A 16,508-nucleotide genomic window follows, 5' to 3' on the forward strand; every position below is an offset into this window, starting at 1 on the left:
ATTGGCGTATTGCGCGCCTCGGTTCGAAAAAGCTCCAGCCCACCCTGCCGGCGCTTCCTCGAAACCGAGAGGATGTCTGCGAAGGTACACCATAACAGGAGGTATACCATGCGCAGCTTTGCGACTTACGCGCTGCCGATCATCCTTGCCGCTGGCCTCAGCGGAATGATGTTCACCGTCACGCTCGCCTGAGCCCACGGCACAGCCAACACAGCGCTACCGACAAAAGCGGCTGCCCCGGTGGGGCGGCCGTTTTGTTTGTGCGCGATTCGTTTGAGGGGCAAGCGCCGGCCTTTGCCGTCAATGCTTGACGAAACCGCCCGCACGCGGACACCAGCGGGGTGTGACCGTCACCCGCTTCGCCCCCAGCCCCAACGGCCCGCTCCACCTGGGGCATGCCTATGCCGCGATCGTCGCGCAGGATCGCGCGGCGCGGGATCAGGGCGCGTTCCTGCTGCGCATCGAGGATATCGACGGCGCGCGCAGCCGCCCGGAACTGGCGGCGGCGTTTCGCGCCGACCTTGCCTGGCTGGGACTGGCGTGGCGCGAAGTCCTGCCCCAGTCGCAGCGCATCGCCACCTATGCCGCCGCGGCCGACACGCTGCGCGCGGCGGGGCTGCTCTATCCCTGTCGCTGCACGCGCGCCGAAATCGCCGCCCGGGCGACAAAGCAGGGTCCGGATGGCCCGGTCTATCCCGGCACATGCAGGCCGGGAACAGGACGGAAGCATCCGGTCGAACCCGGACCTGATGTGGCCTGGCGGCTCGACATGGAGCGCGCCATGGCCGCCGCCGGCGACCTCGCCTGGCTGGACGAGCGGCGCGGGCCGCAGCAGGCGCGGCCCGGCGCGTTCGGCGATGTGGTGCTGTGGCGCAAGGATGCGCCGGCAAGCTACCATCTTGCCGCGACGGTGGACGATGCGGCCGACGGGATCACCGTGGTCACGCGCGGGGCGGACCTGTTCGCGGCGACTCACGTCCACCGGCTGTTGCAGGCCTTGCTCGGTCTTCCCGTGCCGGTGTGGCATCACCACCCCGTGCTGGTGGAAGCGGACGGGCGCAAGCTGGCCAAGCGGCGGGGGGCGCCCTCGCTCACGGACCGCCGGCTTTCGGGGGAGGATGGCATCGCGCTGACCGCCGATCTGCGCGCTGCCCTTTTTGACACTGGTATTTCACTCTCCGAATACGTAAACCAAGCGCCATGAAGTATGTCCTGATCCCGCTGCTGATCGTGCTGATGGCCATGGCGGTCATCTCGCTGGTGCGCGGCATCATCGCCTTCCTGAAGTCCACGCGCGAGGATCTGGAGCGCGGCGACCAGCAAGGCGCGACCGAAATGCAGCTCCTGCAGAACAAGATGATGTTCAACCGCATCAAGTATCAGGGGCTGGCGGTTCTGGTCGTGGTGATCCTGCTCGCCGCTTCGCGCTGATCCCGTCACGAAGCCGCCGGCAACGGATTTGCAGCGATGGTGAAACTCAACAAGATCTACACCCGCACGGGCGATTACGGCACCACGGGGCTGGTCGATGGGTCGCGCCGCGCCAAGCACGATCCGCGCATGATCGCGATCGGCGAAGTGGACGAGGCGAACAGCGCCATCGGCCTTGCCGCCGTGGCCGCGCCGGAGGCAACCGCGCGCGACCTGCATCGCATCCAGAACGACCTGTTCGATCTCGGCGCCGATCTGGCTACGCCGGGCGAGGACTTCACCCCGTCGGAAATGGTCCTGCGCATCGTGCCCGCGCAGGTGGCGTGGCTGGAACAGGCGATCGACCTGCTGAACGAGGGCCTGCCGCCGCTGACCAGCTTCATCCTGCCCGGCGGAAGCGAAGCCGCGGCACGGGTCCATCTGGCCCGCGCGATCGCGCGGCGCGCGGAGCGGGCCGGGGTGGCGCTGGCGGCGGAAGAGCCGGTCAACCCGGCCGCGCTGGCCTATCTCAACCGCCTGTCGGACTATCTGTTCGTGCTGGCCCGCGCGCTCAACGCCGGCGCCGACCCGCTGTGGGTGCCGGGCGCGAACCGGTCATAGCCCGGTTGCCATGAGCGTTGCCATGCTGCGGGTGCGAAGCTAGGGACAGGACCCGTTACTGGCGCGGTCGAGGTTTGAAGCAAAATGGCCTGGTGCAAGGAGAGAGGGCGCAGGAATATGTCGATATTTCAAGCCGTCTCGACGCCGCAACAGGCCATTTTGGTCAAATCCCTGCGGGACGTCCAAATGGCTTCCATCTCGAACCGAAAGGCGCTTGCAAAGGCAACCAGTCTTAGCCGCGCGCCTTTCGGCCCGATATGCTCGCCATTTGGACGCCTCGACCGCGCCAGTAGCGGGTCCTGTCCCTAGGGCGCATTCCATCGGCTATGGAGAAGGCAGCCATGCAGAAAGTCGCGGTGATCGGTGCGGGGCAGATGGGCTCCGGCATTACCCAGGTGGTCGCGCAGGCCGGCATTCCGGTGCTGTTGTCGGACGTGGACCTCGCGCTCGCCGAAAAGGCGAAGGACCGTATCGCCAAGGCGCTGGCCCGGCTGGTGGAAAAGGAAAAGATCACCGCCGCCGCCGCGGACGCCGCCGTCGCGCTGATCACGCCGGTGGCGGATTATGCCCCCATGGCCGATGCGGAACTGATCATCGAGGCCGCGACCGAGCGTGAGGAGATCAAGCGCCGCATTTTCGAAAGCGCCGGCAAAGTGCTCGCCGCGAACGCCATCATGGCGAGCAACACCAGCTCGATCCCGATCACGCGCATGGCCGCCGCGTCGCCTGATCCGGCGCGCTTCGTTGGTCTGCACTTCTTCAACCCGGTGCCGGTCATGCAGTTGATCGAGGTGATTCCGGGGCTGGCGACGTCCGCCGATACGGTGACGCGGATGCGCGCCTTCGCCGAAACGCTGGGCAAGCAGGTCGTGCAGTCGGAGGACGAGGCGGGCTTCGTCGTCAACCGCATCCTGGTGCCGATGCTGAACGAGGCGGCGTTCGTGCTGGGCGCGGGCACGGCTTCGGTCGCGGATATCGACAAGGGTTGCCGGCTGGGGCTGAATCACCCGATGGGGCCTTTGCAGCTGGCGGATTTCATTGGCCTCGATACCTGCCTGGAAATCTGCCGCGTGCTGTTCCATTCGACCGGCGATCCCAAGTACCGCCCCGCCCCACTGCTGGTGAAATACGTCGAGGCCGGCTGGCTCGGCCGCAAGACCGGACGCGGATTCTACGACTATGCGGGCGCGGAACCCGTGCCGACTCGCTGACCCGCCATGCAGACGATCCTGCTGCTGTCGCTGTCCAACCTGTTCATGACGACGGCATGGTACTGGCACCTGCGCGGCGGCCCGCAAGTGGCCGAGGCGCGGCCGGTGGTGATGGTCATCGCGATTTCGTGGGGGCTGGCGCTGGTTGAATATTCGCTTGCCGTGCCGGCCAACCGCATCGGCTATGCCCATGGCTGGAGCGCGGGGCAGCTCAAGGTGGTGCAGGAGGCGATCGCGCTGGTGGTGTTCGGCCTGTTCATGGTGTTCGTGCTGGGCGAACCGCTGCACTGGCGCCATTTCGCCGCCTTCGCCTGCCTGATGGGGGCGGTGGGCTTCCTGTTCGTCGGGAAGTAGCCGTCAGGCGGCGCGCAGCCCGGTCAGCCCTTTGGCGCCCCGGTCCTGCGCGGAAAGGCCATCGAACACCGCATCGATGATCCGCGCGAGCTTTTCCTCGCTCAGCCGCTCCATCAGCATGATCATGGTGGGGATCGAGCAATAGGGCGCGACCATCTGGTTCACCAGGCTGATGGTTTCGTCCACGCCCAGTCCGGGGAAAAAGCCTTCGCCCATCGCCTCTCCGATGATCACGCCCAGATAGTGATCGGCCAGATCGACATAGCTGCGCACTTGCTCGAAGTGTTCCTCGCCGATCTCCACATACATGCGGAAGGCGGTGGGATCGGCATCATACCCCTTGCGCATCGACACGAAGCGCCGCGCGAAGAATTCGTACATCTTGCGTCGGGGCGGAAGATCGCTGGCAAGCACTTCTTCCATGATGGCGACCTTGGGGCGGAACCAGAATTCGGCCACCGCCTCCATCAGCGCGTCCTTGCCGTCGAAGTAGCGGCCCAGCACGGCGGGGGATATTCCGGCGCGCGCGGCCAGTTCGTGCATCGTCAGCCCCGATCCGCCCCGCTCCTCGATGATGGCGCGGGCAAGGGTGACAAGGCGTTCGCGCTGGTCGTCGGCGTTTCCTGAGGCACTGGCCATCGCTTTGGATTCCTCCCGGCGTTTCTTTATCCGATTCTAGGGACGCGCCCCACCGGTTTCAATTGCGCGCAAAAACGAATCGCTCCGCATTGCGGAATGCCTTCATCGCGTCATCGCGATCGGCTAAGGCGCTGCATCGTTTCAACAGAGACAATCAGGTTCGGGTCCCATGACGTATGTTCTGCGCGGTGCGGTCGCACTGACCGTTTCCGTATTGCTTTCCGCCTGTGCCGGTCCGATCGCTTCGACCGGTCCGGGCGCGGGCAGCCCCGCCGTGACCGAAGCCGGCCCGGTCGAAGTGGGCATCATCGCGTTCAACGATTTCCACGGCAGCCTCGAACCGCCGCGCCAGTCCGTGCTGGCGCCAGACGGCAAGGGCGGAACGATGCAGGTTCCCGCTGGCGGCGCGGCGTGGTTCGCCTCGGCTCTGGAATCGATCCGCTCGAAATATCCGAACCATCTGACGGTTTCGGCCGGCGACATGATCTCGGCCTCGCAACTAGCCTCCTCGCTCTATCTCGACGAGCCGACGATCGGCGTGATGAACCGCATCGGCGTCGATTTCAACGCGGTGGGCAACCACGAATTCGATCGCGGCACCCGCGAACTGCGGCGGATGCAGGACGGGGGCTGCGAGAAGTTCACGGCCAAGCAGCCCTGCCAGCTCGAACCGTTCACCGGCGCCACATTCCGCTATCTCGCGGCAAGCACGAAGGATGCCAGCGGCAAGACGCTGTTTCCCGCCACGGGCATCAAGAGCTTCGGCGAAGGCAGCCGCAAGGTGACGATCGGCGTGATCGGCCTGACGTTGAAGGGCACGGTCGATCTTGTCAGCCCTGAAGGCATCAGGGGTTACACGTTCGCCGACGAGGCGGACACGATCAACGCGGCGGTTCCGCAGCTCAAGGCGCAGGGGGCGGACGCCATCGTCGTGCTGATCCACGAAGGCGGCAAGACCAAGGGCACGCCCGATCCCAATGGCTGCAATGATCTGGTGGGCGATATCAAGCCGATCCTCGACCGGCTGGACACCCGCGTCGACCTCGTCGTTTCCGGGCACACCCATTGGGAATACGTGTGCGATTACGGCAAGATCAACCCGGCCAAACCGATCCTGCTCACCAGCGCGGGCGTCTATGGCAAGGAAGTGACCGACATTACGCTGGAGATCGATCCGGTGCGGCACCAGGTCGTGTCGAAGAAGGCGCACAACGTCATCGTGCAGTCGATCCCCTATACCTCGGCCACCGGCTTGCGCGAAAATACCACGCTCTATCCGCAGTTCCAGCCGCGGGCCGACATTCTCGAATACGTGAAGCGCTACGTCGATGCGTCCAAGGCCTTCACCACGCGCCCGATCGGCAAGCTCTCCGGCCCGGCGACGCGCGGCGACGGCGCCGAAAGCGCGTTCGGTGGCACGCTGGGCAACCTGATCGCCGACGCCCAGCTCGCCGCCACGCGATCCGCCGGTGCGCAGATCGCCTTCATGAACCCGTTCGGCCTGCGCGCGCCGATCGTGCCGGGCGCCGATGGAACGGTCACGTTCGGCGATCTCTATCAGACGCAGCCGTTCGGCAACGAGGTGGTTACCGAGACGATGACCGGCGCGGAGATCAAGGCGACGCTGGAACAGGGCTTCGACACCAACGGGCCGGAGCAGGTGCTCTCGCCCTCGGCCGGGTTCAGCTTCCGCTTCGACCGCAGCCGGCCGATCGGCGATCGCATCGTGGCGATGACGTTCAACGGCAAGCCGCTGGACCTGAAGGCCCGCTATCGCGTCACCGTGAACGGCTTCCTGGCGTTGGGTGGCGACACCTTCTCGGGCTTCGTCGGCAAGCCCGATGCGGTGACCGGTCCCACGGACATGGAGGCGCTGGAGAGCTGGGTGAAAGCGGTGCCCTTGCGCACGGTGCCGGCGGAAGTCCGCGCGGCGCCCGTCGGGCGCTGACCGGCGGCGTCAGTCGTCCAGGTTGCCGAAATCGGTCAGCCCCTTTGCGGGGTGGCGCGGCGTGACGCTGCGGTAGAAGGCCGCCACCTTCTCCATGTCGGCGCGGTAATCGCCGGTGGGCCAGATCTCCGGACCCAGCCCGCCGGTCTTGGTGCCATAGTCCATCAGGCCGCACACCAGCGGAACACCCGCGCCCAGCGCGATGTGATAGAAGCCCGTGCGCCATTGCCGCACCGCGCCGCGCGTGCCTTCGGGGGCGATCGTCAGCATGAATTCGTCGCGTGCGGCGAATTCGTCGATCATCGCCTGGACCATGTTGTTGCGGGATGACCGGTCGATGGCCACGCCGCCCATGTCGCGCATGAAGCCGCCCAGCGGCCAGCGGAACAGGCTGCGTTTGCCCATGAAATGCGCCCGGATGCCCAGGGCGTCGACAAGGCCCAGAAAATAGACGAAATCCCAGTTAGACGTGTGCGGCGCCGCGATGATCACGCAACGCCGGCTGGCGGGCGGAGTGCCCACGGCCTTCCAGCCCTGGCGGCGATAGAACCACAGCAGCACGCGCCGCACGATCCGTGAAAGGCGGCCCGGCCGCCGGTCCCGCACCCTGTTGTCTGGCATGTCCTCTCCCCCGATGCGGTTTCCTATCGCGGGAAAGGGGGCGTGTCGAAGAAAGATGCGGTCGACGCGCAGGGACGGTCTGCTGCTTGACGATAATGAGCATGGCTATTATCGGCATGGCGTGCAAAATAACATTGCCTTCCTCTCCACCGATGTCGGGCGTCTCTTCCGCAAGCGTTTCGACGTTGTCAGCCGTGATCTGGGCGTAACGGGGCCGCAATGGCGCGTGCTCGCCGCGCTGAAGCGCACGCCCGGAATCAACCAGGGCGCCCTGGCGCAGTGGCTGGAGGTGGAGGCGATCACGGCCGGACGGATGATCGACCGGCTGGAAAAGGCGGGGCTGGTGGAGCGCCGGCCTGATCCGGCAGACCGCCGCGCCTGGCGCTTGTTCCTGACCGATGCAGCCGCGCCGTTGCTCGATGACCTGGCCCTGTTCGCGCAAGGCGTGTTCGCCGAAGCGCTGACGGGCTTTTCGCAGGATGAACAGGACATGCTGGTGCGCTTGCTCGAACGTGTTCGGGCCAACCTCGCGGAGGATAGCGCCCCGGCTGCAAGGGTGAGCCATGGCTGAAGCCGATCCCTTTCCGGGCAAGCCCGGCGAAAGCGACGTAGAATCGCGACAGGAAGCGATGGCTTCCGCCGCCCGCCATACCGCGCGAACCCGGCTCAAGCGGGTGAGGATCGTGCTGTTGACCGTGGTGCCGGCGCTGATCGTCGCCGGTGGCCTGTGGTACTGGTTCGGCAACGCCGGTTCGGTCGAAACCGACAATGCCTACGTCAAGCAGGACGTCGTTTCGATCGCCGGGGAGGTGACCGGCCTCATCACCTCGGTCCGGGTGCGCGACAACCAGGACGTGAAGGCGGGCGATATCCTTTTTACCATCGATACCTCGCCCTACGAGGTCGCGATCCGGCAGGCGGATGCGCAGATCGCCACGGCACAGGCGCACGTTACCGCGCTGCAGGCGGACGTCGGCGCCAACGCCGCCGATCTGGGCGCGGCGCGCGATGACCTTGCTCTGGCGCAGGCGAACTACAATCGCGCCAAGGCGCTGATGGACCGGGGCTTCAACACGCGCGCCAACATGGACGCGGCGGAGCACGCGGTTGCCACCGCGCGGGACAAGCTGGTCGCGATCGAGGCCGAAGTGGCCAAGGCGCGCGCGCAACTGGCGGATGGCGCGCAGGTGCCCGGCGTCAACCCGGCGATCGCCGCCGCGCAGGCGTCGCACGCCAAGGCCGCGCTCGATCTGCGGCGCACGGTGGTCCGCGCGCCCGCCGATGGCCGGATCACGCAGGTTTCGCGCTTGCAGATCGGGCAGATGGTGTTCCCCGGCGTGCCGATGCTCAGCCTGGTGCGGGCCGATGGCGCGCGGGTGGAAGCGAATTTCAAGGAAACCGATCTCGATCGTATGCGGCCGGGGCAGCCGGCGGAAATCCGGCTGGATGCCTATCCCAAGCTGCGGCTGAAGGGCCATGTCGACAGCATCGGCGCGGGCACCGGGTCGGAGTTCTCGGTCCTGCCCGCGCAGAACGCCACCGGCAACTGGGTCAAGGTGATCCAGCGCGTGCCGGTGCGCATCGCCATCGATGAAAGATCGCCCCGGCCGCTCATCGCCGGATTGAGCGCGGTGGTGTCGGTCAACGTCGGCAAACGCTGATGGCAGCGGCGGCGCCGTCCGGACCCCGGCGGGAGGAGCTGCCGCCGCTGGTAGTCAAGCATCGCGGGCCGCTGCTGTTCGCGGTCATGGCCGCGATGGTCATGCAGATGCTCGACACCACGATCGCCAACGTCGCGCTGCCGCACATGCAGGCCTCGCTTTCGGCGACGCAGGAAACGATCAGCTGGGTACTGACCAGCTACGTGCTGGCCTCCGCCGTCACGCTGCCGCTGGCCGGATGGCTGGTCGACACGATCGGCATCCGCCGGGTGTTTATTTCCTCGGTGGTGATGTTCACGGCGGCTTCGATACTGTGCGGGCTGGCGCAGAGCCTGGAACAGATCGTGTTCTTCCGGGTGTTGCAAGGGCTGGGCGGCGCGTTCCTGTCGCCGCTGGCGCAAACGATCATGCTCGATACCAGCACGCCGGCGGAACGGCCGCGCATGATGGGCATCTTCACGCAAGGCGTGATGCTGGGGCCGATCGCCGGCCCGGTGCTGGGCGGCTACATCACCGAGAATGTCAGCTGGCGCTGGGTGTTCTTCATCAACGTGCCGATCGGCATCTGCGCGGTGATCGCGCTGCTGGCTCTGCTGCCGCAGACGCCGCGCCGGGAACGGCGTTTCGACGTGTTCGGCTGGGTCCTGATCGCGCTGGCAGTCTCGACGCTGCAACTGATGCTGGATCGCGGCGCGCAGAAGGACTGGTTCGGATCGGGCGAGATCGTGGCCTATGCCGTGATCGCTGCGGTGGCCTTCTGGATGGCGATCGTCCATCTGGTGACAGCGGACCATCCGCTGTTCCCGACCGCGCTGTTCCGCGATGGCAACTACGTCGCCAGTCTGGGGCTCTACTTCCTGGTCGGCATGGTGATGATGGCGGTGCTGGCGCTGCTGCCCGGGCTGTTGCAGGGGATATACGGTTTTCCCGCGATCGACGCGGGCTGGCTGCTGGCACCGCGCGGCCTGGGCATGCTGCTGTCGATCACCCTGTTCGGCCGGTTCATCAACCGGTTCGATCCGCGCATTTCGCTGGCCATCGGGCTGTTTCTGGCGGGCTGGTCGCTGTGGCTGATGGCGGGCTGGACGCCGAACATGCCGATGCGGCCGATCTTCCTGACGGGGATGTTGCAGGGGCTGGGCCTCAGCTTCACGTTCATTCCGATGAACCTGATCGCTTTCGCCACGCTGCCGCCGCAGTTGCGCGCGGATGCCGCGGGGATGACCAACCTGTTCCGCAACATCGGATCGTCGATCGGGATCGCGGTCTGCACGGTGCTGCTGGCGCGCAACATCCAGATCAACCACGCGGAGCTGGGCGCGCGGCTGACCGCGATGAGCGTGCCGTTCGACATCAACCGCCTGGATACGTTCGGGCCGGTCGGCGATGCCGCGCTGGGCGTGGCCGACGGGCTGGTCAACCAGCAGGCGGCGATGATCAGCTATCTCAACGATTTCCTGATGATGGCCATCGCGTGCTGGTCGGCGATCCCGGTCCTGTTCTTCCTGCGCGCGGGCAAGCCGGCCCCCGGCGCGCCGCCGCCCGACGCCGACATGGGGCATTGAGCCACGGCGTTACGCGCCGGACCGTTCGTCGGCATCGGGCCAGCGCGTCAACCGGGGCGTGCTCCGTCGCACGAACAACAGCGGCAGCTTGACCAGCATCAGCGACTTGTGGATCGCATAGTCCGTCCAGCGCTCGCGCCAGCGCGTGGCCGTGCCGCCATGGCGCGCCAGCCAGTCGCGATAGGGTATCCAGTGGTCCGGTTCGTCCTTTTCGACCACGCGAAAGATCCGCGTCATTGCGCGGTCGGAAAGGACCTGGCGGTTGCGCAGCAGCACCTCCACCTGGCGCATCCCGCGCTGTTCGGTCAGCATGATCACCCGGCAGAGCTGCGCGAAGGCGCGCCGGTCGGCCGCAATCATGGCGGTGTCGAGCGCGTCGATCGGGCAGCCGAACACGCGTTCGATGAACCGGTCGATGTGGCCGCACGACCGACCGACCGCCAGCGGCATGCGGCCCTGCAAATCGAACCAGCGCCGGAACATGACATAGTGTTTGCGTTCGTCCGCGCGGTGTTTCTCTATCGCGTCAATGAAGGCCGGATCGTCCGGGCATTGCACGCGCACCGCTTCCAGCACCCGGTCGAGCGCGGTGTAGCCGCGATGTTCGTTGTAGAGGTAGATCGACGCCAGCACGTCCAGGAAGCGCGCACGAAAAGCGTGGGTGATGGCGTGGATCATGCAGACCAATGTCGCACGGAGCAGCCGGTTCCACCAGTTGCCGATAGGACAGATTGTCCCAGGGGCTTACGCCGCTCTTGAAGGGCTCTATATGCGATGTGGCCGAAGCATGGTCCAACCGTGCCGACCGCGCGACGCGGATGTCGCGCCGAACAAGATAAACAATAAGATAAACGAGGCAGGAAGCACGGACGATGGCCGAAAACGACAAGTTTCGCTGGATTCTCAAATCCGGCTGGGAAGGGCGTTGCCCCCGCTGCGGCAAGGGGCACATGTTCAAGGGCTGGCTGAAGCTGGCGGACCGCTGCGAAAGCTGCGGGCTGGATTACAGCTTCGCCAACACGGACGATGGCCCGGCCTTCTTCGCGTTGTGCATCACCGCGTTTCCGTTGACGTTCCTGGTCGTGTGGGTGCAAGTCGCCTACGATCCGCCGTGGTGGGTCCACGTGCTGACCTCGGTGCCGGTCCTCGCCATCGGCTGCCTTGCCACGTTGCGCCCGTTCAAGGGCTGGCTGGCCGCCTCCCAATACGTGAACAAGGCGGTGGAAGCGGGCACCGAGGGCCTGTGGGCAAAGCTCAACGCGCGCGAGCGCGAGGAACGCGGCGAATAGGCCTCAGGCCTTGCGGTAGTCGGCGATGATCTCGCCGGCGGCAGCGAGCTCCGCTTCATGGCCCGCCTCGCGCCAGGTTTCGGCCAGCGCCTGCCGTTCCCAGTCCCGCATGGCGGGATGCGCCAGCACCTGATCGACCCAGGCCTGCCCTCGGCCGACGTCAAGGCCATAGGTCCGCACGCGGAAGGCGACCGGCGCGAAGAAGGCGTCCGCCGCACTGAAAGCCTCGCCCGCCAGCCACGGGCCGCCGAAGCGGTCGAGCCCCTGCGTGAAGATCTCGGCCACCCGCGCCACGTCGCGCAGCAGCGCCGCCGACATCGGGCGCGGCTTTACCCGCACGCCCACGTTCATCGTGCAATCGTTGCGCAGCGCGCTGAAGCCGCCGTGCATTTCCGCGACGATGCCCTGGGCAAAGGCGCGCGCCGCCTCATCCGCCGGCCACACGCCGGGGTGGCGGTCCGCCAGGTACAGCGCGATGCCCAGCGAATCCCACACCGTGCGTTCGCCGTCGATCAATACCGGCACCTGGCCCGTCGGCGAAAAGGCCCGGAACTCGTCGTAATTGCTGGGTTTGGTGAAGGGCTCGAACCGTTCCGCGAAGGGAATGCCGAGCGCCTTCATCAATAGCCAGGGCCGCAGCGACCAGCTGGAATAGTTCCGGTTGGCGGTGATCAGCGTGTAGGACATGCGAACCTCAGGCGGGCTTGGCCAGTTCCGCCTCGATCACCGCTGTCAGGGCCGGATCGTCGGGCGTCACCGCCGGGGCAAAGCGGGCAACCACGCTCCCGTCGCGCGCGATCACGAACTTCTCGAAGTTCCACAGCACTTCCGGGTCCTCGGTAGGCGTCATGCCATAGCCCTTCAGCCGTTCGCGGAATTCGGCGGCCGGGCCGGTCTTGGCGGGCTGCGCCTGCGTCAGCGCGGCATAGAGCGGCTGCTTGCCCGGTCCCGTCACGTCCGCCTTGGCAAAAAGCGGGAAGGTCACGCCATAGTTCAGCGAACAGAACGCGGCGATTTCCTCGTGCGTGCCGGGTTCCTGCGCGCCGAAATCGTTGGCCGGAAATCCCAGCACCTCGAAACCCGCATCCCGGCGGGCCTCGTAGAGCGCCTCCAGCGCCTCGTACTGCGGGGTCAGCCCGCACTTCGACGCCACGTTCACCACCAGCAGGACGTTGCCGGCATGGTTGGCCAGGGTATCGGGCTGGCCGTCGATGCGGGTCAGCGGGATCGCGGCGAGTTCGGCGCTCATGTGATTCGTCCCTTATTCGATATAGTGCGCCGTCGTCTTTGCACGAACGTCGTCCGCCGTCACGCCGGGCGCAAGCTCGATCAGGCGGAACGGCGATGCGTGGTCCGGGCGCTGGAACACGGCCAGGTCGGTCACCACCATGTCCACCACGTTTCGGCCGGTCAGCGGCAGCGTGCAGGCCGGGATGAACTTGGGGCTGCCGTCCTTGGCGCAATGCTCCATGACGACGATGATCTTCTTCACGCCGGCGACGAGATCCATCGCGCCGCCCATGCCCTTGATCATCTTGCCGGGGACCATCCAGTTGGCGATGTCGCCGTTTTCGGCCACTTCCATCGCGCCCAGCACGGTCAGGTCGATATGCCCGCCCCGGATCATGGCGAAGCTTTGCGCGCTGTCGAAATAGGCGGACTGGGGCAGTTCGCTGATCGTCTGCTTGCCTGCGTTGATCAGGTCGGCGTCCACTTCGTCCTCATAGGGGAAGGGGCCGATGCCCAGCATCCCGTTCTCGGACTGGAGCGTCACTTCCATGCCGGCGGGAATGTGGTTCGCCACCAGCGTCGGGATGCCGATGCCCAGGTTCACGTAGAACCCGTCCTGCAGTTCCTTGGCCGCGCGGGCGGCCATTTCGTCGCGGGTCCAAGCCATCACGCGGTCTCCCTTGCACGCACGGTGCGGAATTCGATCTTCTTGTCGTAGGGCGCGCCCACGATCATGCGCTGGACGTAAACGCCCGGCAGGTGGATCGCGTCGGGATCGAGGCTGCCGGTGGGCACCACTTCCTCCACTTCCACCACGCAGACCTTGCCGGCGGTGGCGGCGGGCACGTTGAAATTGCGCGCGGTCTTGCGGAACACCACGTTGCCGCTCTCGTCGGCCTTCCACGCCTTCACCAGCGCCAGATCGGCGAAGATGCCCTGTTCGAGGATATATTCCTCGCCATTGAAGACCTTCACTTCCTTGCCTTCGGCCACCAGCGTGCCGACGCCGGTCTTGGTGTAGAAGCCCGGAATGCCCGCGCCGCCGGCGCGCATCCGCTCGGCCAGCGTGCCCTGCGGGCAGAATTCCACTTCCAGCTCGCCCGAAAGGTACTGGCGTTCGAATTCCTTGTTCTCGCCCACGTAGGACGAGATCATCTTCTTCACCTGCCGCGTGCGCAGCAGCTTGCCGATGCCTTCGTTGTCGATGCCGGCGTTGTTGCTGGCGAAGGTCAGGTCCTTCACGCCCGAATCGCGCACCGCGTCGAGCAGGCGTTCGGGCACGCCGCACAGGCCGAAGCCACCGCAGGTGATGAGCAGGCCGTCGCGCAACAGGCCGTCGAGCGCCGCTGCCGCATCGGGATAGAGCTTCTTGGACATCCGGGTCTCTCCCTTTTCCGCGCGCGATCCTAACGGCAAAGATCAATTGTAAATAGCGATACTTTTTTATGTTTTATGATAAACAATGGCTATGAAACGTATCGCCATCTACCATCTGGAAACCCTGTTGTGGATCGCGCGGCTGGGCACGTTCCGCGCGGCGGCGGAGCGGCTCAACACCACGCAGCCGGCGATCAGCGCGCGGGTGCGCGAGCTGGAGGATCAGCTCGGCATCGCAATCTTCCAGCGCGAAGGCCGGCGCATGGTGCTGACCGCGCGCGGGCGCGAACTGGTGCGCGATTGCGAGCCACTGTGGGCGGGCTTCGAACGCGCGTTGCTCAAGGCCAGCGACTTTGCCGGGGCCAGCGGCGTGGTGCGGATCGGCGCGGGGGAGATCGCGGCGGCCAGCTGTCTGCCCGGCTTCGTTCAGCAGATCGAGCGCGACCTGCCCGGCGTGACGCTGGAGATCGAGATCGACCTGACCGCGCGGATGCTGCAGCAGGTGCTGGCCGGCACCACCGACATTGCCTTCCTGGCCGGGCCGGTGGAAAATCCCGGCATCCGGACCTGCGGGATCGGGTCGGTGGGGCTGGTCTGGCTGGCGAGTCCGGGGACGGTCGCCCAGGGCGGGTTCGCGCGGCCGCTGCCGGTATGGTCGGTGCCCGCGCATTCGCCGCTCCACGCGGTGACCATGGCCACGCTGGCGGAACAGCGCGTGCAGGCTTCTTCGATCAACACCTGCAACAACGTGCGGATGCTGATGGAGATCGTGGCGGGCGGCGGTGGCGCGGCGGTGCTGCCGGAAACGATGGTGCGCGCCGAAATGGCGGCGGGAACGCTGGTGGAAGTGCTGCCGCGCCCGCGCCGGACGATCCGCTTCGAGGCGGCGATCCGCGCGACCGAACAGGACCCGGTGATCCTGGAACTCTATCGCCGCGCGGGCGCCCTGAGGATCGAAGGCTGAACCGTATCAGCCCAGGTCCATCCCCAGCGCGGTGGAGAGGTCCGCCAGCGCCTGCGCCTCGCCCGTCACCTTGATCGCGTGCATTCCCAGCGCGGCGGCGGGTTTGCAGTTTATGCCCAGGTCATCGAGGTAGATGCAGTCCGCCGGTTCCAGGCCCAGCTTCTCGCACATCATGCGGTATATGCGCGGATCGGGCTTGCGCACGCCGGCCTTGCTGCTTTCGATCACATGTTCGAACCGGGCGAAGATCCGTTCCAGCTCGTCGTTGCCGTCGGCGCTGCGCGCCATGCCGGCGCCGTGGCCGGCCGGCACGTTGTTGGTGATGCAGGCCAGGCGATAGCCGGCCGCCTTGATGCGATCGAGCGCGGCGACCATTGCCGGGCGGACCGCGCCCGCCAGCACCGCCAGCACCGCGCTGCCTTCCAGATCATGCCCCAGCGCACGCGCTTCGGCGGCAAACAGCGCGTCAAAGCGGGCTGCATCGATCTCCGAGCGCTCGAACAGCGCCCAGGCGTTGCTGTCGGGATTGGTCGCGTTGATTTTGCGGACCAGGTTCGCCGGCAACCCGCGTTCGGTCTCCAGCCTGTTGAACGCCTCGAAAGGGGAGGACGTGATGACGCCGCCAAAATCGAAGATAACCGCGCGAAACGCCATGCCTGCTCCCTCATGTACCCTGTCCCGGGCCCCTGCTCGGGGTTTGCGGCGGGACCATGGACGCGCACGCGCCGCACGGCAAGCGGCGCCGCATCGATCCGATTTGACTTGGATCATGGCGCGGGCGGGCCGATGCTGCGAGTCACAAGGCAACACTGAAGGAGGATCCCTATGCGCTCCATTCTTTGCCCCGTCGATTCGTCGTCCACGCTGGACGACCGGGTCGAAACAGCGCTGGCCCTGGCCCGTGTGGTGAACGGGCACGTCACGTTCCAGATCGCCACGCCGTTTGCCCAGATGGCCGTGTGGGAACCGTTCGGCGGTGCCACCCTTTCCGCCGCCGCCATCGCCGAGGTGCGGGAGGCGGATGAAAGGCGCGCGGCCGATCTCGAGGCGCGCCTCGCGCCGCAGGACGTGCCTTTCGACGTGGAAATCGTCGACAATGGCCGCGTGGAAGGCGTCGCCGCGGCATCGCGCTTTACCGATGTCATAGTGGCCAGTCTGGACGAGCCGGCGCTTGAAGAAATCGCCGTCGGCGTGCGCAGCCCGGTTCTGGCCCTGCCCAAGGGCGTGCCGATGCTCGTGTTCGATGGTCCGGCTGTCGTGGCATGGGATGGCGGCCATGAGGCGGCGAACGCGCTGCGTGCGTCGTTGCCGCTGCTGCGGCTGGCCAGCCAGGTCCACATCGTTACCGTGCGGGAGAAATCGGAGGATTTCCCCGCCGCCGATGCGGCGCGCTACCTTTCGCGGCATGGCGTGACCGCCGAGGTTCACGCGGTGGAGCCCAAGGGGACGATCGCGGCCACGATCGAGGAGACGGCGCGCAAACTGGGCGCCGGACTCATCGTGATGGGGGTGTTCGGACACAGCCGGTTGCGCGAACTGTTGCTGGGCGGGGTTTCGCGCGCCCTGCTCGACCGGTCGCTGATTCCATTGCTTCTGGCGCATTGATCGCCGGCCGACT

General features: G+C 66.4%; 20 protein-coding genes. 12 read left to right on the plus strand and 8 right to left on the minus strand.

Annotated elements, in window-relative coordinates; genetic code table 11:
* Positions 1-343: 343 nt before the first annotated feature.
* The 5 genes from gluQRS to B3547_RS11415 all read left to right on the plus strand — a co-directional run bounded on the left by gluQRS (position 344) and on the right by B3547_RS11415 (position 3,596).
* Positions 344-1,204 carry a tRNA glutamyl-Q(34) synthetase GluQRS gene (gene gluQRS / locus B3547_RS11395; protein WP_292963183.1) on the plus strand — a complete coding sequence of 287 codons (861 nt, stop codon included), beginning with the start codon at positions 344-346 and terminating at the stop codon, positions 1,202-1,204.
* Positions 1,201-1,431: an HIG1 domain-containing protein gene (locus B3547_RS11400; RefSeq protein ID WP_124808118.1), complete on the plus strand. Its 231-nt coding sequence runs from the start codon at positions 1,201-1,203 to the stop codon at positions 1,429-1,431. Before gluQRS ends, B3547_RS11400 begins: the two co-directional genes overlap by 4 nt.
* A gap of 36 nt (positions 1,432-1,467) precedes the next feature.
* Positions 1,468-2,031: a cob(I)yrinic acid a,c-diamide adenosyltransferase gene (locus B3547_RS11405; RefSeq protein WP_292963186.1), complete on the plus strand. Its 564-nt coding sequence runs from the start codon at positions 1,468-1,470 to the stop codon at positions 2,029-2,031.
* A 341-nt stretch (positions 2,032-2,372) separates the two neighbouring features.
* Positions 2,373-3,242 carry a 3-hydroxyacyl-CoA dehydrogenase family protein gene (locus B3547_RS11410; RefSeq protein WP_124808120.1) on the plus strand — a complete coding sequence of 290 codons (870 nt, stop codon included), beginning with the start codon at positions 2,373-2,375 and terminating at the stop codon, positions 3,240-3,242.
* Between the two features lie 6 nt (positions 3,243-3,248).
* Positions 3,249-3,596 (plus strand): DMT family protein, encoded by a 348-nt coding sequence (locus tag B3547_RS11415; protein WP_124808121.1) that lies wholly within the window; start codon positions 3,249-3,251, stop codon positions 3,594-3,596.
* 3 nt (positions 3,597-3,599) lie between these two features.
* On the opposite strand, the gene B3547_RS11420 is transcribed toward B3547_RS11415, so the two are convergent.
* On the minus strand, positions 3,600-4,235 hold the full coding sequence (locus tag B3547_RS11420) for a TetR/AcrR family transcriptional regulator (protein ID WP_292963190.1): 636 nt from the start codon (positions 4,233-4,235) through the stop codon (positions 3,600-3,602).
* Positions 4,236-4,404: 169 nt separating this feature from the next.
* Here B3547_RS11420 and B3547_RS11425 point away from each other — a divergent pair, with 169 nt between their 5' ends.
* Entirely contained in the window at positions 4,405-6,183 is a 1,779-nt protein-coding gene (locus B3547_RS11425) for a bifunctional metallophosphatase/5'-nucleotidase (RefSeq protein WP_125954061.1), read from the plus strand.
* 9 nt (positions 6,184-6,192) lie between these two features.
* Here B3547_RS11425 and B3547_RS11430 read toward each other — a convergent pair whose 3' ends face one another.
* Positions 6,193-6,804, minus strand: a complete 612-nt coding sequence (locus tag B3547_RS11430) for a lysophospholipid acyltransferase family protein (RefSeq protein WP_194918746.1) — start codon at positions 6,802-6,804, stop codon at positions 6,193-6,195.
* 121 nt (positions 6,805-6,925) lie between these two features.
* On the opposite strand from B3547_RS11430, the gene B3547_RS11435 reads away from it, so the two are divergent.
* Genes B3547_RS11435 through B3547_RS11445 form a run of 3 tightly spaced genes read left to right on the plus strand, consistent with a single transcriptional unit; the run spans position 6,926 to position 10,030 of the window.
* On the plus strand, positions 6,926-7,375 hold the full coding sequence (locus B3547_RS11435; RefSeq protein ID WP_124808239.1) for a MarR family winged helix-turn-helix transcriptional regulator: 450 nt from the start codon (positions 6,926-6,928) through the stop codon (positions 7,373-7,375).
* Complete coding sequence (locus B3547_RS11440) at positions 7,368-8,465, plus strand: HlyD family secretion protein (protein WP_292963194.1); 1,098 nt, start codon at positions 7,368-7,370, stop codon at positions 8,463-8,465. Before B3547_RS11435 ends, B3547_RS11440 begins: the two co-directional genes overlap by 8 nt.
* Entirely contained in the window at positions 8,465-10,030 is a 1,566-nt protein-coding gene (locus B3547_RS11445; protein WP_292963197.1) for a DHA2 family efflux MFS transporter permease subunit, read from the plus strand. Before B3547_RS11440 ends, B3547_RS11445 begins: the two co-directional genes overlap by 1 nt.
* 9 nt (positions 10,031-10,039) lie before the next feature.
* Here the strand turns inward: B3547_RS11445 and B3547_RS11450 are convergent, their stop codons facing one another.
* On the minus strand, positions 10,040-10,708 hold the full coding sequence (locus B3547_RS11450) for a ferritin-like domain-containing protein (RefSeq protein ID WP_194918742.1): 669 nt from the start codon (positions 10,706-10,708) through the stop codon (positions 10,040-10,042).
* Between the two features lie 194 nt (positions 10,709-10,902).
* Between B3547_RS11450 and B3547_RS11455 the strand changes: the two genes are divergently transcribed.
* Entirely contained in the window at positions 10,903-11,319 is a 417-nt protein-coding gene (locus B3547_RS11455; protein WP_124808128.1) for a DUF983 domain-containing protein, read from the plus strand.
* 3 nt (positions 11,320-11,322) lie between these two features.
* Here the strand turns inward: B3547_RS11455 and B3547_RS11460 are convergent, their stop codons facing one another.
* From B3547_RS11460 to B3547_RS11475, 4 genes are read right to left on the minus strand one after another with little or no spacing between them, the layout of a single operon-like run.
* Complete coding sequence (locus B3547_RS11460) at positions 11,323-12,006, minus strand: glutathione S-transferase (protein ID WP_292963200.1); 684 nt, start codon at positions 12,004-12,006, stop codon at positions 11,323-11,325.
* Between the two features lie 7 nt (positions 12,007-12,013).
* Entirely contained in the window at positions 12,014-12,568 is a 555-nt protein-coding gene (locus B3547_RS11465) for a glutathione peroxidase (RefSeq protein ID WP_292963202.1), read from the minus strand.
* A gap of 12 nt (positions 12,569-12,580) precedes the next feature.
* Positions 12,581-13,216, minus strand: a complete 636-nt coding sequence (locus tag B3547_RS11470) for a CoA transferase subunit B (protein WP_194918735.1) — start codon at positions 13,214-13,216, stop codon at positions 12,581-12,583.
* Positions 13,216-13,926 (minus strand): CoA transferase subunit A, encoded by a 711-nt coding sequence (locus B3547_RS11475; RefSeq protein ID WP_124808132.1) that lies wholly within the window; start codon positions 13,924-13,926, stop codon positions 13,216-13,218. Before B3547_RS11475 ends, B3547_RS11470 begins: the two co-directional genes overlap by 1 nt.
* Before the next feature lie 91 nt (positions 13,927-14,017).
* On the opposite strand from B3547_RS11475, the gene B3547_RS11480 reads away from it, so the two are divergent.
* Entirely contained in the window at positions 14,018-14,890 is an 873-nt protein-coding gene (locus B3547_RS11480; RefSeq protein WP_125954164.1) for a LysR family transcriptional regulator, read from the plus strand.
* Positions 14,891-14,896: 6 nt separating this feature from the next.
* Here the strand turns inward: B3547_RS11480 and B3547_RS11485 are convergent, their stop codons facing one another.
* A complete protein-coding gene (locus B3547_RS11485; RefSeq protein ID WP_292963207.1) occupies positions 14,897-15,544 on the minus strand; it encodes an HAD-IA family hydrolase in 648 nt (215 codons plus the stop codon).
* A 171-nt stretch (positions 15,545-15,715) separates the two neighbouring features.
* Here B3547_RS11485 and B3547_RS11490 point away from each other — a divergent pair, with 171 nt between their 5' ends.
* The gene (locus tag B3547_RS11490) at positions 15,716-16,495 is read left to right on the plus strand and encodes a universal stress protein (RefSeq protein WP_292963209.1); all 780 of its coding nucleotides are present in this window, start codon (positions 15,716-15,718) and stop codon (positions 16,493-16,495) included.
* Positions 16,496-16,508 lie beyond the last annotated feature (13 nt).

The sequence above is a fragment of the Novosphingobium sp. UBA1939 genome (genome assembly GCF_002336885.1).
GTDB lineage: Bacteria > Pseudomonadota > Alphaproteobacteria > Sphingomonadales > Sphingomonadaceae > Novosphingobium.